Origin of the sequence: Streptomyces sp. WAC05374 (assembly GCF_004353505.1) — a bacterium.
Taxonomy (GTDB): Bacteria; Actinomycetota; Actinomycetes; order Streptomycetales; family Streptomycetaceae; genus Streptomyces.
The window spans coordinates 129,216-151,326 of record NZ_SMNQ01000004.1; the positions used below are offsets into that span (position 1 = coordinate 129,216).

23 protein-coding genes are annotated in these 22,111 nt (G+C 72.6%); 11 read left to right on the forward strand and 12 right to left on the reverse strand.

The window, feature by feature from the left end; all coding sequences use genetic code 11:
• Positions 1 to 7 precede the first annotated feature (7 nt).
• The 3 genes from E2B92_RS10925 to E2B92_RS10935 are packed head-to-tail and all read right to left on the reverse strand — an operon-like array spanning position 8 to position 3,527.
• Entirely contained in the window at positions 8 to 1,222 is a 1,215-nt protein-coding gene (locus tag E2B92_RS10925; RefSeq protein ID WP_126884585.1) for an acetyl-CoA C-acetyltransferase, read from the reverse strand.
• A 23-nt stretch (positions 1,223 to 1,245) separates the two neighbouring features.
• Complete coding sequence (locus tag E2B92_RS10930) at positions 1,246 to 2,388, reverse strand: acyl-CoA dehydrogenase family protein (RefSeq protein WP_126884586.1); 1,143 nt, start codon at positions 2,386 to 2,388, stop codon at positions 1,246 to 1,248.
• Entirely contained in the window at positions 2,385 to 3,527 is a 1,143-nt protein-coding gene (locus E2B92_RS10935) for a CaiB/BaiF CoA transferase family protein (RefSeq protein WP_185923550.1), read from the reverse strand. Before E2B92_RS10935 ends, E2B92_RS10930 begins: the two co-directional genes overlap by 4 nt.
• A gap of 172 nt (positions 3,528 to 3,699) precedes the next feature.
• Here E2B92_RS10935 and E2B92_RS10940 point away from each other — a divergent pair, with 172 nt between their 5' ends.
• Entirely contained in the window at positions 3,700 to 4,890 is a 1,191-nt protein-coding gene (locus E2B92_RS10940) for a saccharopine dehydrogenase family protein (protein ID WP_126884587.1), read from the forward strand.
• 99 nt (positions 4,891 to 4,989) lie between these two features.
• On the opposite strand, the gene E2B92_RS10945 is transcribed toward E2B92_RS10940, so the two are convergent.
• The gene (locus E2B92_RS10945) at positions 4,990 to 5,679 is read right to left on the reverse strand and encodes an endonuclease V (RefSeq protein ID WP_126884588.1); all 690 of its coding nucleotides are present in this window, start codon (positions 5,677 to 5,679) and stop codon (positions 4,990 to 4,992) included.
• A gap of 58 nt (positions 5,680 to 5,737) precedes the next feature.
• Between E2B92_RS10945 and E2B92_RS10950 the strand changes: the two genes are divergently transcribed.
• Positions 5,738 to 6,046, forward strand: coding sequence for a YciI family protein (locus tag E2B92_RS10950; RefSeq protein WP_126884589.1), 309 nt, complete (start codon positions 5,738 to 5,740; stop codon positions 6,044 to 6,046).
• A 44-nt stretch (positions 6,047 to 6,090) separates the two neighbouring features.
• Here E2B92_RS10950 and E2B92_RS10955 read toward each other — a convergent pair whose 3' ends face one another.
• Positions 6,091 to 6,456 carry a MerR family transcriptional regulator gene (locus E2B92_RS10955; protein ID WP_126884590.1) on the reverse strand — a complete coding sequence of 122 codons (366 nt, stop codon included), beginning with the start codon at positions 6,454 to 6,456 and terminating at the stop codon, positions 6,091 to 6,093.
• Between the two features lie 91 nt (positions 6,457 to 6,547).
• Between E2B92_RS10955 and E2B92_RS10960 the strand changes: the two genes are divergently transcribed.
• Complete coding sequence (locus tag E2B92_RS10960; protein WP_399431269.1) at positions 6,548 to 6,997, forward strand: hypothetical protein; 450 nt, start codon at positions 6,548 to 6,550, stop codon at positions 6,995 to 6,997.
• On the opposite strand, the gene E2B92_RS10965 is transcribed toward E2B92_RS10960, so the two are convergent.
• Complete coding sequence (locus E2B92_RS10965; protein ID WP_235023780.1) at positions 6,934 to 8,091, reverse strand: WD40/YVTN/BNR-like repeat-containing protein; 1,158 nt, start codon at positions 8,089 to 8,091, stop codon at positions 6,934 to 6,936. The genes E2B92_RS10960 and E2B92_RS10965 overlap by 64 nt on opposite strands.
• 151 nt (positions 8,092 to 8,242) lie before the next feature.
• Here E2B92_RS10965 and E2B92_RS10970 point away from each other — a divergent pair, with 151 nt between their 5' ends.
• The 6 genes from E2B92_RS10970 (at position 8,243) to E2B92_RS10995 (ending at position 15,973) form a co-directional block, all read left to right on the forward strand.
• Entirely contained in the window at positions 8,243 to 8,659 is a 417-nt protein-coding gene (locus E2B92_RS10970) for an SsgA family sporulation/cell division regulator (protein WP_126884591.1), read from the forward strand.
• A gap of 235 nt (positions 8,660 to 8,894) precedes the next feature.
• The gene (locus E2B92_RS10975) at positions 8,895 to 10,529 is read left to right on the forward strand and encodes an ABC-F family ATP-binding cassette domain-containing protein (RefSeq protein ID WP_126884592.1); all 1,635 of its coding nucleotides are present in this window, start codon (positions 8,895 to 8,897) and stop codon (positions 10,527 to 10,529) included.
• A gap of 70 nt (positions 10,530 to 10,599) precedes the next feature.
• Complete coding sequence (locus E2B92_RS10980) at positions 10,600 to 12,876, forward strand: ATP-binding cassette domain-containing protein (RefSeq protein WP_126884593.1); 2,277 nt, start codon at positions 10,600 to 10,602, stop codon at positions 12,874 to 12,876.
• A gap of 52 nt (positions 12,877 to 12,928) precedes the next feature.
• On the forward strand, positions 12,929 to 13,705 hold the full coding sequence (gene ddaH, locus E2B92_RS10985; RefSeq protein ID WP_126884594.1) for a dimethylargininase: 777 nt from the start codon (positions 12,929 to 12,931) through the stop codon (positions 13,703 to 13,705).
• 117 nt (positions 13,706 to 13,822) lie between these two features.
• Positions 13,823 to 14,794, forward strand: a complete 972-nt coding sequence (locus tag E2B92_RS10990; RefSeq protein ID WP_126884595.1) for an acyl-ACP desaturase — start codon at positions 13,823 to 13,825, stop codon at positions 14,792 to 14,794.
• Positions 14,795 to 15,031: 237 nt separating this feature from the next.
• Positions 15,032 to 15,973 carry a chitosanase gene (locus E2B92_RS10995; RefSeq protein WP_126884607.1) on the forward strand — a complete coding sequence of 314 codons (942 nt, stop codon included), beginning with the start codon at positions 15,032 to 15,034 and terminating at the stop codon, positions 15,971 to 15,973.
• On the opposite strand, the gene E2B92_RS11000 is transcribed toward E2B92_RS10995, so the two are convergent.
• Together E2B92_RS11000 and E2B92_RS11005 are read right to left on the reverse strand one after the other, a co-directional pair.
• Positions 15,945 to 17,306 (reverse strand): SDR family NAD(P)-dependent oxidoreductase, encoded by a 1,362-nt coding sequence (locus E2B92_RS11000; protein WP_126884596.1) that lies wholly within the window; start codon positions 17,304 to 17,306, stop codon positions 15,945 to 15,947. The genes E2B92_RS10995 and E2B92_RS11000 overlap by 29 nt on opposite strands.
• Before the next feature lie 67 nt (positions 17,307 to 17,373).
• Positions 17,374 to 17,625 (reverse strand): WhiB family transcriptional regulator, encoded by a 252-nt coding sequence (locus E2B92_RS11005; RefSeq protein WP_126884597.1) that lies wholly within the window; start codon positions 17,623 to 17,625, stop codon positions 17,374 to 17,376.
• A gap of 227 nt (positions 17,626 to 17,852) precedes the next feature.
• Here E2B92_RS11005 and E2B92_RS11010 point away from each other — a divergent pair, with 227 nt between their 5' ends.
• Positions 17,853 to 18,236, forward strand: a complete 384-nt coding sequence (locus tag E2B92_RS11010) for a VOC family protein (protein ID WP_126884598.1) — start codon at positions 17,853 to 17,855, stop codon at positions 18,234 to 18,236.
• Positions 18,237 to 18,272: 36 nt separating this feature from the next.
• Here the strand turns inward: E2B92_RS11010 and E2B92_RS11015 are convergent, their stop codons facing one another.
• Positions 18,273 to 19,073 carry a VOC family protein gene (locus E2B92_RS11015; protein ID WP_126884599.1) on the reverse strand — a complete coding sequence of 267 codons (801 nt, stop codon included), beginning with the start codon at positions 19,071 to 19,073 and terminating at the stop codon, positions 18,273 to 18,275.
• 254 nt (positions 19,074 to 19,327) lie between these two features.
• Here E2B92_RS11015 and E2B92_RS11020 point away from each other — a divergent pair, with 254 nt between their 5' ends.
• Positions 19,328 to 19,969, forward strand: coding sequence for a TetR/AcrR family transcriptional regulator (locus tag E2B92_RS11020; RefSeq protein WP_126884600.1), 642 nt, complete (start codon positions 19,328 to 19,330; stop codon positions 19,967 to 19,969).
• A 110-nt stretch (positions 19,970 to 20,079) separates the two neighbouring features.
• Here the strand turns inward: E2B92_RS11020 and E2B92_RS33370 are convergent, their stop codons facing one another.
• From E2B92_RS33370 to E2B92_RS11030, 3 genes are all read right to left on the reverse strand, one after another.
• A complete protein-coding gene (locus E2B92_RS33370; RefSeq protein WP_235023781.1) occupies positions 20,080 to 20,313 on the reverse strand; it encodes an alpha/beta hydrolase family protein in 234 nt (77 codons plus the stop codon).
• Positions 20,235 to 20,936, reverse strand: coding sequence for an alpha/beta fold hydrolase (locus E2B92_RS11025; protein WP_235023782.1), 702 nt, complete (start codon positions 20,934 to 20,936; stop codon positions 20,235 to 20,237). The genes E2B92_RS33370 and E2B92_RS11025 overlap by 79 nt, the downstream gene beginning before the upstream one ends.
• A gap of 168 nt (positions 20,937 to 21,104) precedes the next feature.
• On the reverse strand, positions 21,105 to 22,094 hold the full coding sequence (locus E2B92_RS11030; RefSeq protein WP_126884601.1) for a multicopper oxidase domain-containing protein: 990 nt from the start codon (positions 22,092 to 22,094) through the stop codon (positions 21,105 to 21,107).
• Positions 22,095 to 22,111 lie beyond the last annotated feature (17 nt).

Sequence of the window (22,111 nt, forward strand, 5' to 3'; positions counted from 1 at the left end):
GACGGGGTCAGACGCGCTCGACGACGGTGGCGATGCCCATGCCGCCGCCGACGCAGAGCGTGGCGAGGCCGTAGCGCTTGTCCTGGCGCTCCAGTTCGTCGACGAGGGTGCCGAGGATCATCGCGCCGGTGGCGCCGAGGGGGTGGCCCATGGCGATGGCGCCGCCGTTGACGTTGACCTTGTCCAGAGACAGGCCCATGTCCTTCACGAAGCGCAGCACGACCGCCGCGAACGCCTCGTTGATCTCGACCAGGTCGATGTCGTCGATGGTGAGCCCGGCCTTGGCGAGGGCCTTCCTGGAGGCGGGCGCGGGGCCGGTGAGCATGATGGTGGGCTCGGAGCCGGAGACGGCCACGGAGACGATCCGGGCGCGGGGCGTCAGCCCGTACCGCTCGCCGACCTCCTTGTTCCCGATGGCGACGAGCGCGGCGCCGTCGACGATGCCGGAGGAGTTGCCCGCGTGGTGGACGTGGTCGATCCTCTCGACCCAGTGGTACTTCTGGAGGGCCACGGCGTCGAAGCCGCCCATCTCGCCGATGGCCGCGAAGGAGGGCTTGAGCGAGGCGAGCGAGTCGGCGGTGGTGCCGGGGCGCATGTGCTCGTCGTGGTCGAGGACGACCAGGCCGGCGCGATCCTTGACGGGGACGACGGACCGGTCGAAGCGGCCGTCTTTCCAGGCGGTGGCGGCGCGCTCCTGGGAGAGGGCGGCGTACTCGTCCACGTCGCGCCGCGCGTAGCCCTCGATGGTGGCGATCAGGTCGGCGCCGATGCCCTGCGGGACGAAGTTGGTGTCCCAGTTGGTCATGGGGTCGTTGAACCAGGCACCGCCGTCGGAGGCCATGGGGACGCGCGACATCGACTCGACGCCGCCCGCGAGGACCAGGTCCTCCCAGCCGGAACGCACCTTCATCGCGGCCATGTTGACGGCTTCGAGGCCGGAGGCACAGAAGCGGTTCTCCTGTACGCCGGCGACGGTGTCGGGCAGTCCGGCGGCGATGGCGGCGATGCGGGCGATGTCGGAGCCCTGGTCGCCGACGGGGCCGACGACGCCCAGCACGATGTCGTCGATCGCGGCGGGGTCCAGTCCGGGGAACCGGCCGCGCAGTTCGTGGATGAGGCCGACCACCAGGTCGACCGGCTTGGTGCCGTGCAGGGCGCCATTGGCCTTCCCGCGCCCGCGCGGGGTGCGGATCGCGTCGTACACGTACGCTTCGGTGCTCACTGGTCAAGCCTTTCGGGGAGGGGTCAGCCGAGCAGGGAACGGCCGATGATTTCCTTCATGATTTCGGTCGTTCCGCCGTAAATGGTCTGGATCCGGCCATCGGTGAACGCTCTGGCGACCGGGTATTCGGCCATGTAGCCGTAGCCGCCGTGCAACTGCAGGCAGCGGTCGGCGACCCGCTTCTGGAGTTCGGTCGCCCACCACTTGGCCATGGAGGCGTGGACGGCGTCCAGCTCCCCGTTCGAGTGATCGACGACGCAGCGGTCCAGGAACGCGCGCGTGACGGCGCATTCGGTGGCCATCTCGGCGATCTCGAAGCGGATGTGCTGGAGCCTGGCGAGCGGCCGGCCGAACGCCTCGCGCTCCTTGACGTACTCCGTGGTGATCTCCAGCAGGTGCTCGGCGGCGGCGATCCCGGCGACGGCGATGTTGAGCCGCTCCTGCGCGAGGTTCGTCATCAGGTGGACGAACGCGCCGTTCAGCTCGCCGAGCAGGTTCTCCTTGGGGACGCGGACGTCGTGGAAGAAGAGCTCGGCGGTGTCCTGCGCCTTCTGGCCGATCTTGTCGAGGTTGCGGCCGCGCTCGAAGCCTTCCGCGCCGCGCTCGACGACCAGGAGGGACAGTCCGTGAGCGCCGCCCTCGGGGGTGGTCCTGGCGACGACGATCACCAGGTCGGCGAGGATGCCGTTGGAGATGAAGGTCTTGGAGCCGTTGAGGAGCCAGTGGTCGCCCTTGTCCTCGGCGGCGGTGCGGATGCCCTGGAGGTCGGACCCGGCGCCCGGCTCGGTCATGGCGATGGCGGTGATGAGCTCGCCGGAGCAGAAGCCGGGCAGCCAGCGCCGCTTCTGCTCCTCGGTGCCGAGCGAGGTGAGGTAGGGGCCGATGATGTCGTTGTGGAGACCGAGGGCGAGGCCCGGGGCGCCGGCGCGGGTGAACTCCTCGGACAGGACGGCGCTGTAGCGGAAGTCGGGGTTGCCGCCGCCGCCGTACTCCTCGGGGACGGCGATGCCGAGGAGCCCCTGGCGGCCGGCCGCGAGCCAGGCGTCGCGCGAGACGATGCCGTCCTTCTCCCACTGCTCGTAGTGCGGGAGGACCTCCTTGGCGAGGAAGGTGCGGACGGTTTCGCGGAAGGCGTCGTGCTCGGCGCTGAAGATCTGGCGTTTCACCCGGTCCCCCTGGTGTCGTCGGTACGGATGCTCGGTACGTCCCAGTCGCGGGCGACCTCGTCGGTGCCGGCGCCCGGCATGGCGGGCGGCCGGGTCACGGAGCCGGGCGTGACGGAGAAGCGCGGTGCGGGGGCGGGCTGGGTGATCCCGCCGTGGTCGGTGAAGGTGGAGCGGGCGGCGAGGTGCGGGTGGCCGGGCGCCTCGCGCAGGGACAGCACGGGCGCGACGCAGGCGTCGGAGCCCTCGAAGACGGCCGTCCACTCGGCGCGGGTCCGCTCCTTGAAGCGCCGGGCGACGGCGTCGCGCAGCTCGCCCCAGCGGGTGAGGTCCGCGCGGGCGGCGGCCGTGTCCCCGAGGCCGAGCAGGCCGGTGAACTCGTCGTAGAACCGCTGCTCCAGGGCGCCCACCGCCATGTACTGCCCGTCGGCGGTCTCATAGGTGCCGTAGAAGGGGCAGCCGCCGTCCAGGAGGTTGGTGCCGCGCCGGTCCTGCCAGCCGCCGGCGGCCATCATGCCGTGGATCATCGTGGCCAGGTGGGCGGCTCCGTCGGTGATCGCCGCGTCGACGACCTGGCCGCCGCCGCCCTCCTCGCGCGCGTGGTGCAGCGCGGCGAGGATGCCGACGACGAGGTAGAGCGAACCGCCCGCGTAGTCCCCGACGAGGTTGGCGGGCACGGTCGGCGGCTCGCCGGCCTTGCCGATCATGGACAGGGTGCCGGTGACGGCGATGTACGCGATGTCGTGGCCGGCGCGCTGGGCGAGCGGGCCCTCCTGGCCCCAGCCGGTCATCCGCCCGTAGACCAGCTTCGGGTTGCGCGCCAGGCACGGTCCGGGCCCGACGCCGAGCCGTTCGGCGACGCCGGGGCGGTATCCCTCGATGAGGACGTCGGCGCGCTCGACCAGGTCCAGGACGCGGTCGGCGCCGCCGTCGGCCTTGAGGTCGACGAGCACCGACCGCTTGTTGCGGTTGGTGAGGTCGTACGCCGGATCGATCGCGAGCCCCGCGCCGCCGGGCCGATCGACCCGGACGACGTCGGCGCCCAGATCGCCCAGGAGCATGGCGGCGAACGGGCCGGGCCCGATGCCGGCCAGCTCGACCACCCGCACTCCGGCGAGCGGGCCGCTGCCTGTCGCTGCCATCACACCCCCAGGACTGTGACACAACTGCTGTAACAGCAATGATGCTAAGAACGTGTTCCACTCCGCACAAGCCCTGTGGACAACCGGGTCGAAGGAGGGGACCCGCGCGATCACTCCTCATCCCGCACGCTAGCCTCTGCCTCCGACAACGGCGCGGACGGCGGAGGGCTGGATGGACAAGCGGCACGGCACGGAACGGGCTTTTGACGTCGTGCTCTTCGGAGCGACCGGATTCGTCGGGGAGCTGACCGCCCGCTACCTCGCCGCCCACGCGCCCGCGACCTGCCGGTGGGCGCTCGCCGGGCGCAGCATGGACAGGCTGGAACGGCTGCGCGACAAGCTGGCCGCCGAGCACCCGCACTGCGCCGGGCTGCCGCTGCTGACGGCCGACGCCGCCGACGCCGGCTCGGTGCGCGCGCTCGCCGAGTCGGCCCGGGTGGTGGCGACCACGGTCGGACCGTACGTCTGGTACGGGGAGCCGCTGGTGGCCGCGTGCGCGGAGGCGGGCACGGACTATGTGGACCTGACCGGTGAGCCGGAGTTCGTGGACCTGATGTATGTGCGCCATGACGCCCGGGCCCGGGAGACGGGGGCGCGGATCGTGCACGCCTGCGGCTTCGACTCGGTCCCGCACGACCTGGGCGTGTACTTCACGGTGTCGCGGCTGCCCAGGGAGGTGCCGCTGACCGTGGACGGGTTCGTGCGTTCCAACGCCTTCTTCTCGGGCGGCACCTTCGCCTCGGCGATCACCGCCATGGGGCGGGGCCGGCAGATGCGGGACGCGGCCCGGGAGCGGCGGCTGCACGAGCCGCGCCTGGTGGGGCGGCGGGCGCGGGCACCGCTCGGGGCGCCGCGCTTCAGCCGGGAGACCGGGGCGTGGGCGCTGCCGCTGCCGACCCTGGACGCCGGGGTCGTGGCGCGTTCGGCGGCGGCCCTGCCGCGGTACGGGCCGGACTTCCGCTACCGCCACTACGCGGCGGTGAAGGCCCTGCCCATGGCCCTCGGCGGGACCGCGGCCATGGGGGCGCTGTTCGGGCTGGCCCAGGTGCCTCCCGCCAGGCGGTGGCTGATGGACCGTTACGAGGCGGGCCAGGGGCCCGACGCGGAGCGCCGGGCACGGAGCTGGTTCACGGTCCGGTTCGTCGGCGAGGGCGGCGGGCGGCGCGTGTTCACCGAGGTGTCGGGCGGCGACCCGGGGTACGACGAGACGGCGAAGATGCTGGCCGAGTCGGCGCTGTGCCTGGCCTTCGACACGCTGCCCCCGACCGCCGGGCAGGTGACCACGGCGGTCGCGATGGGCGACGCGCTGCTGGAACGCCTGCGCGGCGCGGGCATCCGTTTCCGGGTGGCCGATTCTCGCTGACCCGGTGGCCGGGTCAGCGGCGTACGAGGCGGAAGGGGTGCCCCGCCGGGCCGGCGCAGACGTGCCGGCCGCGGGCGGGGTCGCCGTGGAGGGCCCCGATCACGCCGCCGCCTCCTTCAGGGCGCGCCGGCACAGGGCGTCCGCGTGCCGGGTGGTCTCGGGGATGCGGAAGCGGGGCGTCAGGTGCAGGGTGTGGGCGCAGGCGTTGGCGAGGGTGACGCGGTGGCCGGCGGAGACGAAGACCGGTTTGACGGCCGTCCGGGTGCGCAGTGCCCGGCCGACCTCCTCGCCGTCCGCGACCAGGGGCGTGGACGCCCCGCGCTCGTCGGCGGGCTGCTCGTAAGTGAAGGTGAAGGGGTTCTTGGCGACACCGATCACCGGCAGTCCGGTGAGGACGCCGAGGTGGCTGGCGAGGCCGAAGCGACGCGGGTGGGCCTGTCCGTAGCCGTCGCACACGACCAGTCCGGGGCCGTGGCGCAGCGTTTCGAGCGCGGCCAGCACGGTCGGTATCTCGCGGAAGGCGAGGAGTCCGGGGACGTACGGGAAGGAGACCCGCCCGACCGCGGTGGCCTCCTCGACGACGGTGAGCGTACCGGCGTCCAGGACGACGGCCGCGGCGGCGACGAGGTCGCGCTCGTCGTCGTAGGCCACGTCGACGCCGGTCACCAGTCCGGTGCCGGGCGGCGGGCCGGGCTCGTCCAGGACCACGCGGCCGCGCAGTTCGTCCTGGACGGCCAGGGCCTCGGCCTCGTCGGACGGCCAGCCGGCGGGCTTTTCGATGATCGTCATAGTGACGGCCACTTTAGGCGCGGTGGGACTGTCGGTGCGGCCCGGTAGGGTCGCGATCATGTTCGTACTGGAATTGACCTACACCGGGCCCCTCGAGCGGGTCGACGAGCTCCTCGCGGACCATGTCGCCTGGCTCGACACCCATTACGCGTCAGGGCTGTTCCTCGCCTCCGGCCGCAAGAACCCCCGGGACGGCGGCATCATCCTGGCCACCGGCGCCGACCGCGCGCTGATCGACGAGATCACGGCGTCCGACCCCCTGGTCACCGGGGGCGTCTGCGCGTACCGCGTCACGGAGTTCATAGCCACCAGGACGGCCCCCGCACTGGCCGCCCACCGCCAGGAGCTGCCGCCCGAGGCGCGCTGATCCGCGGGGTCCGCTCCCTGGACGGGCCTTCGTGCGGCGGGAGTTCAGCCCGTCGGGCCGACCCGGCGCAACGGGCAGTCGGTGCCCACGCGCGCCTCCAGGTCCGCCCGCAGGGCGGCGAGCTCCGCCATGCGGGTGTCGATGAGCCGGATCTTCTCCTCCAGCAGCGCCGACAACACCTCCGCGTCGTCCGGCGCCCCACCGATGTCCCTGCCGTGCCGCGCGATCTCCCCGAGCGAGAACCCCAGGGCCTGCGCGGTACGGACGTGGGTCAGCCAGGTCACGGTCTCGGGCGGGAAGTCCCGGTAGCCGTTGGCGAGCCGTCGCCCGGCGACCAGGCCGATCTTCTCGTAGAAACGAATGGTGTCCCTGCTCACGCCGGTCCTCGCGGCGAGCTCCCCGATGCGCACGACGCCCCATCCCCCATCGACTTGACCTTGGACAGTACTCCACGGTCGAGCATGAGGCGTCGCTGACCGACGGACCAGCAGGAGCCTTGCCGTGACCGTGTTCTCCGCCGCCCCTTCCCACCCCTCGTACCTCCGTGTCGTGCGCGCCAGCGCCTGGTACGACCTCGTCGTGACGGCGGGGTTCGCGACCCCGTGGACCTATGCGCTGGTGCACGGCGGGCTGTCGTCGCTGGGCCGGGCGTCCGGGCTGGGCGTCCTTCCCGCCCTGGAGCCGATGCAGATCCTGTACGCCAACCTCATGGGTTCGGTCGTAGTGGTCTGGGCGCTCCTGCGGGTGGCCCGGCCACTGCCCGCGCACGGACTGTTCGACGGCGCCGCCCGCGTCCTGTTCGCCGCCTGGCAGGCGTACGCGCTGGCACACGGCGCCCCCGGGGTGCTGTGGCCGTTCCTCGCCGTGGAGGTGGCGCTCGGGCTGGCTCAGCTCGTGCCGTGGCTCGGCGCCGTCCGTGCCGGCGACGAGCCGGGCCCCGCGTCGGCGTGACCGGACGGGCCGGGTCCGTGCCCCCCGGGTTCCAGGCGGGCGACCCGGCCCTTCTCGCCGGAGGCCCAGCAGCCGGCGTCGCGGGCGCAGTCGACGGTGTCGTACGAGCCGGTGTCGACGGTCCGCCAGGTGCGGCCGCCGTCCAGGGTCAGGTCCGTACCGGTGGGGCCGACGGCGAGGGCGGCGGACCGGGTGTGCGGCAGCCATGTCACGCCCGAGCGGTAGGCGGGCGGCGGGGTGTGCGCCTGCCGCCAGGTGCGCCCGCCGTCCCGGCTGACGGCGCCCGCACGGGGCGAGGCCTGGCCCGTCCGGTAGTCGCCGCCCACGGCGAGGCCGTGCGTGCGGTCGCGGAAGGCCAGGGCGAAGACGCCGCGCGCCGGGTCGCCGGCCGGGATCGTCGACTCGGCGGCCGTCCAGGTCAGGCCCCGGTCGGCGGAGTGCAGCACGCGCGCGGTGGCGCCGCCTCCGGTGGCGAGCCACACGTCCCGGGGCCCGGAGCTGACCAGGCACTGGCCGCTCGCCGCGAAGCCCGCCTCCCCCGGCAGCGCGGCGGGCATGCCGCTGTCGGGCAGCACCGTCCAGGTGCGGCCGCCGTCACCGGTCGACAGGATGCGGTACTTGCCGTCGACCGGGTCGCTCATGGCGAGGCCGTGCCGGCTGTCGAAGAAGGTGACGCAGTCGTAGAAGGCCCGGGCGTCGGTGTTGCGGAACGACTCGGTCCAGCTCGCGCCGCCGTCGTCGGTGCGGTAGATCCGGGACGCCTCCCCCTCCCCGATGGCCAGCACCACCGCGCGGCGCCCGTCGAACGCCTCGACGTCCCGGAACTCCAGCGCCTCCGCGCCCGGCGGTGACACGTTCCGCCAGCTCCGGCCCCCGTCCAGGGTCCGCAGCACCGTGCCCTTGGAGCCGGCCACCCAGGCGGTGGAGCGGCTGACGGCCGCCAGGCCCCGGAAGCGCACCTCCGTGCCGGTCGGCTTCACCTCCCACACAGCGCCGGCCGGGGCCGCTTCGGCGGGGGCGGTCAGTGCCGCCGCCAGCGCCGCCCCGCACAGCCCCGCCGACACCGCTCGTCTCGTCTTCCCCATGGACGTCATGGCGCGGGAACGTAGCCCACCCCGTCCGGCCCGTCCAGGGCGCCTGGGTGACACAGGTCACATCGCCCGGGAATGCACGCGCCGACGGAATTCGTCGTCCTCCCTGGCGTAAGGAGTCGTACCACCGCAGCCGCGTGTGAGGGAGCTGGCCTTGTCCACCGTCATCGAGCAGGCCGTACAGGTCCGCCTGGTCGCGTCCGCACCCCGCATGGAATCCGTCCCGGCGACACTCCGCTACGACCGCGGCAACCCGTTCGCCGTGCAGATGGCCTTCCCCGCCCGGGCCACCCTCGAAGGCACCGACGTGGCCTGGGAGTTCTCGCGGGAGCTGCTCGCGGCCGGCGTGGAGGAACCGGCCGGCCTCGGCGACGTACGCGTACGGCCCTTCGGCTACGACCGTACGGTGGTGGAGTTCCACGCCCCCGAGGGCGTCGCGATGGTACACGTGCGCACCTCGGAGGTGCGCCGGTTCCTCAGGCGCACCCAGAACCTGGTGCCGGCGGGGTGCGAGCACCGGTTCCTGGACCTCGACCAGGACCTGGCCGAACTGCTGCGGGACGCCTGCTGACGGCCCCATTCCCGTGCGGAATTAATTCCGTTGCCGCCCCGGGCGGACCGGCGTAGCGTCGTCCCCGTCGTTGTCGTCGTCGAACGGAGCAGGACGTTGCTCGTCTGAGGTCTTGAGACACCGTGTCGCACAGCCGCGCCTGACGCTGTGCGCCGATGTGTGCGACCTCGGCCCGCGAGCCGTCCCGGTGTCTCACCCGTTGCCCCCTTTTTCCTCACGCAACCGGGAGACCCGTATGTCTACCTTCCCCACCTCCATCACCTGCACCGGCCTGTCCTTCTCGTGGCCCGACGGCACCGAGGTCCTGGACGGCTTCCAGCTCGCCGTCGGTCCCGGCAGGACGGGCCTGATCGGCGTCAACGGCTCCGGCAAGTCGACCCTGCTGAAGCTGATCGCGGGTGAACTGACCCCCGCCGACGGCACGGTCCGCATCGCCGGGGAGGTCGGTTACCTGCCGCAGAACGCCACGCTCGACACGGCGCTCCGGGTCGACCAGGCCCTGGGGATCGCCGCGACGCGCGCCGCCCTGCACGCCATCGAGGGCGGTGACGCGAGCGAGGAGCACTTCACCGCGGTCGGCGACGACTGGGACGTGGAGGAGCGGGCGCTGGCCACCCTGGACCAGCTCGGTCTGGGCCGCATCGGGCTGGACCGCACCATCGGCGAGGTGTCGGGCGGCGAGTGCGTCCTGCTGCGGCTGGCCGCCCTGCTGCTCGCCCGGCCGGACGTGCTCCTGCTCGACGAGCCGACCAACAACCTGGACCTGCACGCCCGCCGCCGCCTGTACGGGGCCGTCGAGGCGTGGTCCGGCGTGCTGGTCGTGGTGAGCCACGACCGTGAACTGCTGGAGCTGGTCGACCAGATCGCCGACCTCCGCGACGGGGAGGTGTCCTGGTACGGCGGCGGCTACTCGGCGTACGAGGAGGCGCTCGCGGCCGAACAGGAGGCCGCCGAGCGGATGGTGCGCGTCGCCGAGGCCGACGTACAGCGGCAGAAGCGCGAACTGGCCGACGCACAGGTGAAGCTGGCGCGGCGCAAGCGGTACGGACAGAAGATGTACGACAGCAAGCGCGAGCCGAAGATCGTCATGAACGCGCGCAAGCGTGCGGCGCAGGAGTCGGCCGGCAAGCACCGGATCATGCACACCCAGAAGCTGGCCGAGGCCAAGGAGCGGCTCGACGAGGCGGTGGAGGCGGTACGGGACGACGACGAGATCCGTGTCGAGCTGCCGTACACCACGGTGCCGCCCGGCCGGGGCGTGCTCGTGATGCGCGACCTGGAGCTGCGCTACGGGGCGCGGGTCGACGGCGAGTGGGAGCTGCGCGGGCCGGAGCGGATCGCGCTCGTGGGGCCCAACGGCGCCGGGAAGACGACGCTGCTGCGCACGATCGCCGGTGAACTGCGGCCGGTGGCGGGCGAGGTGGTGACCCACGTCCCGCTGCGGTTCCTGCCGCAGCGGCTCGATGTGCTCGACGACGCGCTGAGCGTGGTGGAGAACGTGGCGCGGTTCGCGCCCGAGGCGACCAACAACCGGATTCGCGCCCGGCTGGCCCGCTTCCTGTTCCGGGGTGCGCGGGCGGACCAGCCGGCCGGGACGCTGTCGGGCGGCGAGCGGTTCAGGGCGGCGCTGGCCGCGCTGCTGCTGGCGGAACCGGCGCCCCAACTGCTGATGCTCGACGAGCCGACGAACAACCTCGACATGGCGAGCGTCCGCAAACTGACGGCGGCGCTCGACGCGTACGAGGGGGCGCTGATCGTGGCGAGCCACGACGTACCGTTCCTGGAGTCGATCGGGATCACGCGCTGGCTGCTGCTGGAGGACGGCACGCTGCGGCCGACGACGGCGGACGAGGTGCTGTCCGCCCGCTGAGCGCCGTCGGGCGAAGACGGGGCCGTATACCCGACAGAAGGTGTCGGGTATACGGCCTAGCTTCGGCGGCATGGCTTCGGACATCGTGATTTCGGGCGCCCGTGAGAACAACCTCCGGGACGTCTCCCTCTCCCTGCCCAAGAACCGCATCACCGTCTTCACCGGGGTGTCCGGCTCCGGGAAGTCGTCGGTCGTCTTCGACACCATCGCGGTCGAGTCGCAGCGGCAGCTCAACGAGACCTTCACCTGGTTCATCAGGAACCGGCTGCCGAAGTACGAGCGGCCGCACGTGGACGCGATCGACGACCTGTCGGTGGCGATCGTCGTCGACCAGAAGCCCGTCGGCGGCAACGTCCGCTCGACCGTGGGCACGATGACCGACATCTTCTCGGTGATCCGGGTGCTCTTCTCCCGGTACGGCACGCCCAGTGCCGGGCCGGCGACGGCGTACTCCTTCAACGACCCGTCCGGCATGTGCCCGGTCTGTGACGGGGTGGGGCGCACGGTCCGGCTCGACCTGGACAAGGCGGTCGACTGGACGAGGTCGCTGAACGGCGGCGCGCTGCTGCTGCCGGGCTCCTCCGTGGGGAGCTGGCAGTGGAAGCTGTACGCCGACTCGGGTCTCTTCGACCCGGACAAACCGCTCGCCGACTACACCGAACCGGAGCGCCGGGCGCTGCTGCACGGGACGGGTGACGGCCCGGACATGAAGGTGCGGCTGGAGATGAAGTCCGGCGCGGCGGACGTGCGGTTCGAGGGGCTGGTGGACCGGTTCGAGCGGCTGTACCTGAAGCGCGACACGGCGGGGCTCTCCGAGGCGTACCGGGACACGGTGCGGAACGTCACCACGCAGGGGCTGTGCGAGGCGTGCGGCGGCGCCCGGCTGAACGAGGCCGCGCTGGCCACCCGTATCGACGGGCTGAACATCGCGGACTACGCGCGGATGGAGGTCGCCGACCTGGTCGAGGTCCTGGCGGGGATCGACGACCCGGTCGCCACGCCGATCGCGGCGGCCGCGCGGGAGCGGCTGGAACGCCTGGTGGCCATCGGGCTCGGCTATCTGAGCCTGGACCGGGAGACCACCACCCTGTCCGGCGGCGAGGGGCAGCGGCTGAAGATGGTGCGCCACCTGGGCAGTTCGCTGACGGGTCTGACGTTCATCTTCGACGAGCCCAGCGTCGGGCTGCACCCGCGGGACGTGGGGCGGCTGAACGACCTGCTGGTGCGCCTGCGCGACAAGGGCAACACGGTGCTGGTGGTGGAGCACGACCCGGACGTGATGGCGGTCGCCGACCACATCGTCGACATGGGGCCGCGCGCCGGCACGGACGGCGGTGAGGTGGTGTACGCGGGGCCGTTCGCCGGGCTGCGCGACGCGGACACGCTCACGGGGCGGTGCCTTCGCCGGCGTACACCGCTGAAGGAGACGTTCCGCTCCCCCACCGGGGCGCTGCCGGTGACGGGGGCGGAGCTGCACAACCTCAAGGGCATCGACGTCCGTTTCCCGGCGGGGGTGCTGACGGTGGTGACGGGCGTGGCCGGTTCGGGCAAGTCCACGCTCGTGTCGGAGGTGTTCACGGCCGCGTACCCGGAGGCGGTCGTCATCGACCAGGGCGCCATCACGGCGTCGGTGCGGTCGACCCCGGCGTCGTACCTGGGGATCATGGACTCGGTACGGAAGGTGTTCGCGAAGGAGAACGGCGTCCCGGCGTCGCTGTTCAGCTTCAACTCGGCGGGGGCGTGCGGGACGTGTTCCGGACGCGGGGTGATCTACACGGATCTGGCGTTCATGGACCCGGTCACCACGACGTGCGGGGCGTGCGAGGGGCGCCGGTTCCACGACGAGGTGCTGGAGCACCGGGTGCGGGGAAGGTCGATCGTGGACGTCCTGGAGATGACGGCGGCGGACGCGGTGCCGTTCTTCGCCGACGACCCGGCGCTGGTCCGCAGGCTGCGGGCGCTCGACGACGTGGGCCTGACGTATCTCACCCTGGGGCAGCCGCTCAGCTCGCTGTCGGGCGGTGAGCGCCAGCGCATCAAGCTGGCGACGCAGTTGCACCGCACGGGCAGCGTGTACGTGCTGGACGAGCCGACGACCGGACTGCACATGGCGGACGTGCGGACGCTGGTGGCGCTGCTGGACCGACTGGTCGACGCGGGCAACACGGTCGTCTGCGTGGAGCACAACCTGGATGTCGTGAAGCGGGCGGACTGGGTGATCGACCTGGGCCCGGACGGCGGCAAGCACGGGGGTGAGCTGGTCTTCGAGGGCACTCCGGCGGAGCTGCTGGAGCACCCGAAGTCGTTCACGGCCACCCACCTGCGCCGTGACCTGGGCCTCGGGTAGCCCGGTCGGGTACGGGGTAGGGGTGGGCGGTCAGCGACTGCCGGAGGCCCGCATGCCCAGCAGGAAAGCCCTGGTCCGCCGCCCGAGCCCGCGCCTCGCCGAGGGGCTGGTCACCCATGCCGAACGCAGTCCCGTCGACCCGGGCCTGGCCCTCGGCCAGTGGGAGCGGTACGCCGCCGCCCTGGCCGCGCACGGCTGGGAGCCCGTGGAGGTGGAACCGGCCGACGGCTGCCCGGACGGCGTGTTCGTCGAGGACACGGTGGTGGTGTTCCACGAGGTGGCGCTGGTCGCCCGCTCGGGTGCCCCCTCGCGGCGCGCGGAGACCGCGGCGGTCGAGGCGGCGGTGGCCCGCCTGGGCTGCTCGGTGCAGCGGGTGCGGGAGCCGGGCACGCTCGACGGGGGCGATGTGCTCAAGATCGGCGACACGGTGTACGTGGGTGTGGGCGGCAGGACGAACGCGGCGGGCGTGGCGCAGCTCCGGGCGGCGTTCGAGCCGCTGGGCGCGCGGGTGGCCGAGGTGCCGGTGAGCCGGGTGCTGCACCTGAAGTCGGCCGTCACCGCGCTGCCGGACGGCACGGTCATCGGGTACGAGCCGCTCGTGGAGGCTCCCTCGCTGTTCCCCCGCTTCCTGCCGGTGCCCGAGGAGGCGGGCGCGCACGTGGTGCTGCTGGGCGGGGGAAAGCTGCTGATGGCGGCGAGCGCCCCGAAGACGGCGGATCTCTTCGCGGATCTCGGGTATGAGCCCGTCGTCGTCGACATCGGTGAGTTCGAAAAGCTCGAAGGGTGCGTGACGTGTCTCTCCGTGCGGCTGCGTGACCTCCGCCCATAACGGAACGTAAGCGTCCATCCCCGGACCCGGGCTTGGCTGAGGCTTACCGCCCCCTTAACCTACGGTCTCGTAACCTACGAGCCCGTAGGTAATTCTCCCGTCCCCAGGAGCACCCGCATGACCCTCACCTCTCCCCACCTCGGCAGTTCGGACGTGTGGACCGACGCCCGGCTGCTGTACGCCCTGGAGGAGGTGGTCGAGAAGGAGCTCAACCGCCACCTTCAGGTCGTCAAGGACTGGATGCCCCACGAGTACGTCCCGTGGTCGGACGGCCGGAATTTCCCCGGCTTCTTCGAGGACGGCGAAGCGTGGGAGCCGCAGCAGTCCAAGGTCACCGACATCGGCCGGATCGCGCTCGTCGTCAACCTGCTGACCGAGGACAACCTGCCCAGCTACCACCACGAGATCGCCACCCTCTTCGGGCGCGACGGCGCGTGGGGCACCTGGGTGCACCGCTGGACCGCCGAGGAGGGCCGTCACGGCATCGTGATGCGCGACTACCTGCTCGCCTCGCGGGCCGTGGACCCGGACAAGCTGGAGCAGTTCCGGATGGCCCACATGAGTGAGGGCTTCGAGTCGGACAACCGCCACTCGATGCTCCACTCGGTCGCGTACGTCGCCTTCCAGGAGCTGGCCACCCGCATCTCGCACCGCAACACCGGCCACCAGTCGGGTGACCCGGTCTGCGACCGGATGCTGGCGCGCATCGCGACCGACGAGAACCTGCACATGGTCTTCTACCGGAACCTGCTGCGCGCGGCCTTCGAGCTCGCCCCGGACCTGACCATGCAGGCGGTCCGCGACGTGGTCGTGAACTTCCGGATGCCCGGGCACGGCATGCCGGGCTTCGAGCGGGCGGCCGCGCAGATGGCCATCGGCGAGATCTACAACCTGCGCATCCACCACGACGACGTCCTCCAGCCCGTGCTGCGGTTCCTGAAGGTGCTGGAGATCGACGGGCTGGGCCCGGAGGGGCTGAAGGCGCAGGAGGAGCTGGGCCTGTACATGGACGGCCTCGACTCGGAGGCCAGCAAGTTCGACGAGAAGCTCGCGGCCCGCAAGGCCCGGATGGCCGCCCGCGGCCGCTGACCCTCCGGGCGGGGCCCTCGCCGGCACGGCCGGTGCGGCCCCGCCCCGGCCGCGCGACGGCCCCCGCGGCGCCCCCAGGGCGTCCGCTCCCGGGCCGCGCGGGTGGGTGCGGGTGCGGGGCGCGGCCCAGGCGGGCGGGGGTGGAGCGACCGGTTCCGTTCGCGCCGGATGAGCCCCGTGCACAGGCCCCTCACAGGGTCGGCCGGACCGCGTCGTACGCTGTGGCGCGTGAAGCCTGTGACCCGCTTTTTCCTGATCGGCGCCCCGATAGCCGTCGCCGCTGCCCTCGTCTTCGGCGGAGGCGACGGTTCCGTACGGCCCGCCGACGCCGCCGGCGACGGCACCGTCCCGCAGGCGCCCACGACCACGGGGGCACCGAACCCGCTGAAGGCGGGCACCGCGGACGAGCAGAAGGCGCTGGAGGCGCGCATCGCCAAGATGCCTGCCGGCCTGGCCGCCCCCGGCAAGAAGGAGCTCGCCGCGCAGTTGGTGGCCAGCGCCGACAACTCGACGCTCGACTGGCGCGGCGCGTACGACGACATCGAGGACATCGGCGACGGCAACGGCTACACCGCCGGTGTCATCGGCTTCTGCTCCGGCACCAACGACATGCTCCAGCTCGTCGAGTACTACACGAAGCAGCACCCCGGCAACCCGCTGGCGCCCTACCTCCCGGCGCTGCGCCAGGTCGACGGCACGGACTCGCACGAGGGCCTGGACCCGGGCTTCACCGACGCCTGGAAGAAGGCGGCCGAGGACCCGGCCTTCCGCGAGGCGCAGGACGTGATGCGGGACCGCATCTACTTCGACCCGGCCGTACGGCTGGCCAAGATGGACGGCCTGTCCACGCTCGGCCAGTTCATCTACTACGACGCGATGGTCCTGCACGGGCCGGGCGTGGGCCCCAACGCCTTCTACGGCATCCGCGAGGCGGCGATGAAGAAGGCCAGGACCGCCGCCGAGGGCGGCGACGAGAAGGCGTACCTCAACGCCTTCCTGGACGCCGGACGGGCCGTGATGAAGACGCAGAGGACCGAGCGGGAGCGGGACACCTCCCGGATCGACACCGCCCAGCGGGTCTTCCTCCGGGAGGGCAACATGGACCTGAAGGTGCCGCTGACGTGGCAGACCTACGGGGAGACGTTCCGGATCACCACGCAGCCGGCCGGTAGTCCTTGAGGAACACCCCGCTCACCGGCGTGCCCGCCTCCCCCCGCACGATCGGGTCGTAGACCCGGGCCGCGCCGTCCACCACGTCCAGCGGCGTACGGGTGCCGGCGGCGGCGATGCGGGCCTTGCGGGGCGCCGGGTTCTCGTCGGTGATCCATCCGGTGTCGACGCTGCACATGTGCACGCCCTGGGCGGCGAGGTCCTCGGCGCTGGTGCGGGTGAGCATGTTGAGGGCGGCCTTGGCCATGTTGGTGTGCGGGTGCCCGGCCGTCTTGTTCCGTACGGCGAACCGCCCCTCCACCGCGCTGACGTTGACGACGTAGCGGCGGGGGTGCGGGGACTTCAGCAGCAGCGGCAGCAGACGGTCGCACAGCAGCACGGGCGCGAGGGCGTTGACGAGCTGGGTCTCCAGCAGCTCCGCGGGGTCGAGCTCACCGAGCCGCACGGACCAGGAGTTGTGCGGTGCGGGGTCGGGCAGGAGGCCGGCCTCGTCCGTCCCGGCCACGTCCAGACCCTGGAGACCGGCGAGTACGCCGCCGAGGGCGCCGCCGCCGGTGGCCGGGAGGGCGGGGGCGTAGCCGGGGGCCGTGATGACGCCGCCCGGGAGTTCGCCCCGCTCCCCCGCGTGCAGCGCGGCGTACGACTCGGGCGGGCGGCGGATGGTCTGGGCGGCGTTGTTGACGAGGATGTCGAGGGGCCGGCCGTCGTCCAGGAGCCGCTCGCACAGGCCGAGGACCTGGCGCGGGTCGCGCAGGTCGATGGCGACGACCGTGAGCCGCTCCAGCCACCGCTCGCTGCCCTCGGCGGCGCGGAAGCGGCGCAGGGTGTCCTGCGGGAAGCGGCTGGTGACGAGCAGCTCGGCGCCGTCGCGGAGCATCATCAGGGCGAGCTGGAACCCGATCTTCACCCGGCCGCCGGTGAGCAGCGCGCGGCGCCCGGTGAGGTCGGTGGCCAGGGCGCGGCGGGTGGTGTTGTCGGCGGCGCACGCGGGGCAGAGCCGGTGGTAGAACGCGTCGGCCTGCCGGTAGAGCGCTTTGCAGACATAGCAGTGGCGGGGCTTGAGGAACTCCCCCACCGTGCCGCGCCGGGTCGCCAGCGGGGCGTCCTCCCGCCGGTCGAGCGCACCGGTGGCGGTGGCGGCGGTGAGCAGGGCGTCGGCCTCGGACCGTGTCCGGCGGCCGGCCTTGCGGCGCTTGTTGCGGCTCTCGCGGGCGAAGGAGGCGGCGAGCGCCTCGGCCCGCATGCGTATCGGGTCGTCCAGGGGCAGGGCGCGTAGCCGCCCCACCGTACGGCCGAACGCGGCCAGCTCGTCGTCCGTCACTGCGCTGTGCTGCTGCTCCATGCGCATGTGATCTTAAGGCCGGGCGACCCGGACGGACATCCGGTTGTCCCCCCGGGCCCTTCTGCGGTCAACGCCCCTGCCGCCGGAGCGCGTACCGCTCCTTCTCCGACAGCCCGCCCCACACGCCGAAGCGTTCGTCGTGGGTGAGGGCGTACTCGAGGCACGCTTCGCGGCCTTCGCAGGCGGCGCAGAGGCGCTTGGCCTCGCGGGTGGAGGAGCCCGGGTCCGGGAAGAAGAACTCCGGTCCCGTCTGGGCGCACAGGGCGGTTTCCTGCCAGGACAGTTCGTGGTCGTCGCGCGTGGTGCGGTTGATCGGCATGCCGGACACGCTGCCCCGCCGCGATAAACGGCTCGTCAATGAACGATCAACGGCACCAGGGCCACCGGCCGTGCTGGTTCGCTCCGTAAGCATGGGCCTCCGGCGCGTGATCGGGCAAGGGGTTGCGCCGGGGTGTCGGCGGGGGAGGGAACCGAACCCGGAAGGCATGCGCCGAGCCCCCACCGAACCTGACGGGCCGTCACGAACGCCTCCGTACACTGGCGGTCATGGCATGCCGCATCAGCGAACTGGTCATCGACGCCGCCGACCCCGAGCGGCTCGCCGCGTTCTGGAGCGAGGTGCTCGGCTACGTGGAGATCGAGCGGGAGGACGACGGAAGCATCGCGATCGGGCCGCCCGGGGCCGGATTCGGCGGACCGCAGCCCGTCCTCGTCATCGGCCCCACCAGTGAACCCCGGGCCGGGAAGCTCCGGCTGCACATCGACGTCAGCGCCACCGACCGCGACCAGGAGGCCGAGTTGGCGCGGCTGCTCGCCCTCGGCGCCGAGCCCGCCGACGTCGGCCAGAGCGGCACCGAGAGCTGGCACGTCCTGGCCGACCCGGAGGGCAACGAATTCTGCCTCCTGCGCTCCCGCGTCCGGCCCCTGTGACCGCCCATCGGGGCGGCCGGACCCCGGACACGGGCCTCAGGGCTGCGCGGGGGTACTCGTGATCACCGCGAACCGGGCGCCGTAAGGGTCGGTCAGTTTGGCGAAGCGCCCGACCCCGCCCGTCTCGGTCGGGGCCAGCCGTACGGTGCCGCCGAACTCCCGGGCCCGGGCGGCCGTCGTGTCGGTGTCGGGCACCTCGAAGTAGGGCTCCCAGCAGGGGCCGTCCGCGGCCTCGACCGGGTCGGACCCGAGCGGGACCACGCCGCCGAAGGAGGAGTCGTCGTCGCCGCCGGGCGGGGTGAGGAGCAGGTACGAGCCGGTGCCGTCGGGCCAGGGCACGGAGGACGACTCGATGCCGAGCACCGCTCCGTAGAAGGCCATGGCGGCGGCCGGATCGCGGGTGTACAGCTCCGTCCAGGAGAGGCTGTACGGCTCGTTGACCACGTCCAGGCCCGAGTGGGGGCCGGGCTCCCAGACGGCGAAGCCGACGCCCGCCGGGTCGGCGAAGACCGCCGTGCGGCCGAGGCCGGCGACGTCCGTGGGTTCGATCAGCACGGTCCCGCCGCCGTCGCGCACGGCGGCGGCCGTGACGTCGGCGTCGGGCGTCCGGAAGGAGAGCGTCCACCCGGGCGGGGCCTGGCCCGGCGGGACGGTCGTGGCGCCGGCGACGGTCCTGCCGTCCTGCAACCGGAAGGTGCCGTGTCCACCGGCCTCGGGACCGGCCGGCCCGAAGCGCCAGCCGAACAGGGCGCCATAGAAGGACTCCGCGCCCTTGAGGTCGGGGGTCGCCAGGTCGAGCCGGTCCGGGGAGCCGGTGGTGCCACGGGTGGTCAGCATGGTGCCGAGTCTGGGACCGTCGCCGGGCCACCGCACCAGAAGGGCGCCCGCACGTATGAGCGGCCCCATGACGGCCGGAAAGGCCCATGGCGCGCGGGGCAGCCGTCCCCGCCCCTCGGCGAACGCGCCGCCGGCCCTCCCCAGACGCGTCCGAGCGCCGTGCTGCCCCGCCACGCGCGCGTGGTCGCGCTGGTCGACGGCGGGTTCGGCATCACCGGATGACCGCACGACCGTGCGTTCAGTACGCTGGGCGGATGACGGACGGACGTGACGGACGGGTCGAGCGCGGCAACCAGACCCGGCGGCTGATCCTGGGGCGCACGGTGGACATCGCCTCGGTGGAGGGGCTGGAGGGCCTCTCCCTGGGGCGTATCGCCACGGAGCTGAAGCTCAGCAAGAGCGGGGTCTTCGCCCTGTTCGGCTCCAAGGAGGAGCTGCAACTGGCGACGGTACGGGCGGCGGTCGCCGTGTACGTGGAGCAGGTGATCACGCCCGTACGGGACCTGCCGCCCGGGCCGGGGCGGGTGTGGGCGCTGTGCGACAACTGGCTGCGGTACTCCCGGGAGCGGGTGTTCGCGGGCGGGTGCTTCTTCTACGGCGTGTCGGCGGAGTACGACGCCCGTACCGGGCCGGTGCGGGACGCGATCGCCAAGGCCCGCCGCGACTGGGTGACGTATGTGGAGCGGACCCTGGACAAGGCCCGCGCGGCGGGCGGCTTCGTCCCCGGCCTGGACGTGGGCCAGGTGGCCTTCGAGATCATCGCGCTGATGGAGGCGGCGAACGCCCAGTCGGTGCTGCACGGCGACGACGCGGCGTACGGCATGGCCGCGAAGGGAATCCTGAACCGGCTGCGCGCCGAGGCGACCGACCCCGGGTCCCTGCCCCACCGCCCGTAGACGGGCCGCCGGAACCGGCGCCCGCCGGGCCCCGGGGCTGCTCGCCGCACGACGGCGGAGAAGATCTTGGGGCCGGGGCCGGACACGCCGTACCCCGGGGCGCCGGCGTCTCAGGGCCGGGCGCCGGCCGTGACGACGAAGTCCACCGCCCGGGCGACCACGTCCGGGTCGGCGAGGATGCGGCGGTGGCCGAGGCCCTTGGTGAGGACCAGACGAGCACGGTCGCCGAGGGCGGCGGCGGCGAGGCGGGACTGGGCGACGGGCGTCATGTCGTCGTCCTCGTCGTGGAGGAGCAGGACGGGCGCGGGCAGGCGGGCCGGTAGGTGGCCGTCAGGCGCTCCCATATCGCCGGCTCGCCGGGGAACAGGACGCGTTCCACATGGCCGCGGATGTCGCGCTCCACCCGCTCGTGGAGGCCCAGGCGCGTACGGAAGGCGTCCAGGAGGTGATCGAACTCGGCGACGCCGCCGATGCCGACGAACCGGTGGGCCACGACACCGTCGTGCAGCGCCACGAAGGAGGCCAGCACCCCGAAGGAGTGTGCGACGACGGCCTCGAAGTCACCGTGCTCGGCGTGCAGCCGCCCGATGATCTCGCGGTAGTCGCGGAGGTTGCTCGCGCGCCCCTCCGAGTCGCCGTGCCCGGGCGCGTCGAAGGTGACCGGGCTGTAGCCCTGGTCGCACAGGGCCGTGATGAACGCGCTGAACCGGGAGCTCCGTGACGACCAGCCGTGGACCAGGAGCACCGGACGGGCGCCGTCGCCCCAGGTGTACGTGACGACGTTCCTGCCCCTCACCGGCAGGGCGCCGAGCCGTGCCCGGTCCAGCAGCGCGCGCTCGGCCGGGCGGACGCGGCTGCGCCCGAGGGGCCGGACGAAAGCGGCGAAGGCGAGCCTGCCGGACAGGCGGGGCGCGATGCGGGAGGTCGTGTTGAGGACGGTGCGAAGGAGTGGAGCCAGGGGATGCATGCCGGTTCTCCTCGGTCGGCCGGGCGAGGAAAAAATGCTAGCACGATCGTTCGTTTAGTTTTCTTGCGACGAAAGGCCCGCTGGTTTTCTGGTGCGACGAAAGGCCCGCCCCGGCGCTGCGGGACGGGCCGATGTCATGGCGCACCGGCGGCCGGTGGCCGCCGCGGCTCAGTGCGCGTGGGTGGCGCCCCCGGACGCCGCCGGGTGGTGGGGGTCGTGGCCGGGGACGGTGCCGTCCGGCTTGGCCACCAGGAAGAGCCCGGCCATGCCCATGTCCGAGTGGCTCTGCACGTGGCAGTGGTACATCCAGGCACCGGCGCCCACGTGCTCGCCCGCGATGATCTGGAAGCCGAAGGAGTCGGCGGGGCCGGTGATCTTGTTGTCGATGACGGGGCTGGGGTCGTCCGGGCCGGTCAGCATGCCGGTGCGGTTGTCGGCCCAGCGGTGACCGTGCATGTGGAAGGTGTGGTAGTACTCGCCGTGGGTGATCATGATGATCTCGACGCGGTCACCCACCGTCGCCCGGAAGTCGGGGCTCTGGTGCCCGGGCCTGTTGTTGATCGTCATGTCGTTGAAGACGATCGTGAACTGCTTGTCCGGCAGGATGTCGCCCTTGCGCCGCACCACGACCGGCCCGTACAGCCCCTTGCGGATGCCGCCCGTACCGTGGTCCGTACCCACGACGTGGTCGTGGTAGTGCCAGTACCCCGCGCTGCCGGCGCGCCACGTGCCGTCCTTGCGGCGGCCGGGGGCATGAGTGCGCCAGGTGTAGGTGCGGGTGCCGCCGGGCTCGACGTGGCTGCGGTTCATCCTCGTGCCGTCGTTCGCCACGTCGTAGTCGACGCCGTGCACATGCAGGCTGACGGGGACGTCCATGGTGTTCTCGAACTCGATGTGGAGGGTGTCCCCTTCGTTCAGCTCGATCAGCGGGCCGGGGATGGTCGCCCTGCCCCTCTCCAGGCCGTAGCCCATCTGACCGTCCGCCAGTTTTTCGGCGTACAGCTTGAGATGGCGCACCTGTCCGCCCGCCGGGGCCGTGGGCGGCGGCGTCTCGGCCGCCACCGCGTCGGGCGCGGACGCCTGGGACAACGATGTCACCCCGGCCGCGGCCACCGCTCCTCCCGCCAGCAGGCGCCTGTTGAAGCTCCGTCTGTCCATGCCGAACTCCCCGGTGC

Coding starts and splice junctions, on each gene's coding strand:
- E2B92_RS11020 (WP_126884600.1), top strand. CDS start 19,328: ATGACGGACGGACGTGACGGACGGGTCGAGCGCGGCAACCAGACCCGG.
- E2B92_RS10940 (WP_126884587.1), top strand. CDS start 3,700: ATGGACAAGCGGCACGGCACGGAACGGGCTTTTGACGTCGTGCTCTTC.
- E2B92_RS10975 (WP_126884592.1), top strand. CDS start 8,895: ATGTCTACCTTCCCCACCTCCATCACCTGCACCGGCCTGTCCTTCTCG.
- E2B92_RS11000 (WP_126884596.1), bottom strand. CDS start 17,306: ATGGAGCAGCAGCACAGCGCAGTGACGGACGACGAGCTGGCCGCGTTC.
- E2B92_RS33370 (WP_235023781.1), bottom strand. CDS start 20,313: ATGGGAGCGCCTGACGGCCACCTACCGGCCCGCCTGCCCGCGCCCGTC.
- E2B92_RS11025 (WP_235023782.1), bottom strand. CDS start 20,936: ATGCATCCCCTGGCTCCACTCCTTCGCACCGTCCTCAACACGACCTCC.
- E2B92_RS11015 (WP_126884599.1), bottom strand. CDS start 19,073: ATGCTGACCACCCGTGGCACCACCGGCTCCCCGGACCGGCTCGACCTG.
- E2B92_RS11005 (WP_126884597.1), bottom strand. CDS start 17,625: ATGCCGATCAACCGCACCACGCGCGACGACCACGAACTGTCCTGGCAG.
- E2B92_RS10990 (WP_126884595.1), top strand. CDS start 13,823: ATGACCCTCACCTCTCCCCACCTCGGCAGTTCGGACGTGTGGACCGAC.
- E2B92_RS10945 (WP_126884588.1), bottom strand. CDS start 5,679: ATGACGATCATCGAAAAGCCCGCCGGCTGGCCGTCCGACGAGGCCGAG.
- E2B92_RS11030 (WP_126884601.1), bottom strand. CDS start 22,094: ATGGACAGACGGAGCTTCAACAGGCGCCTGCTGGCGGGAGGAGCGGTG.
- E2B92_RS10935 (WP_185923550.1), bottom strand. CDS start 3,527: ATGGCAGCGACAGGCAGCGGCCCGCTCGCCGGAGTGCGGGTGGTCGAG.
- ddaH (WP_126884594.1), top strand. CDS start 12,929: ATGCCCAGCAGGAAAGCCCTGGTCCGCCGCCCGAGCCCGCGCCTCGCC.
- E2B92_RS10965 (WP_235023780.1), bottom strand. CDS start 8,091: ATGACGTCCATGGGGAAGACGAGACGAGCGGTGTCGGCGGGGCTGTGC.
- E2B92_RS10950 (WP_126884589.1), top strand. CDS start 5,738: ATGTTCGTACTGGAATTGACCTACACCGGGCCCCTCGAGCGGGTCGAC.
- E2B92_RS10980 (WP_126884593.1), top strand. CDS start 10,600: ATGGCTTCGGACATCGTGATTTCGGGCGCCCGTGAGAACAACCTCCGG.
- E2B92_RS11010 (WP_126884598.1), top strand. CDS start 17,853: ATGGCATGCCGCATCAGCGAACTGGTCATCGACGCCGCCGACCCCGAG.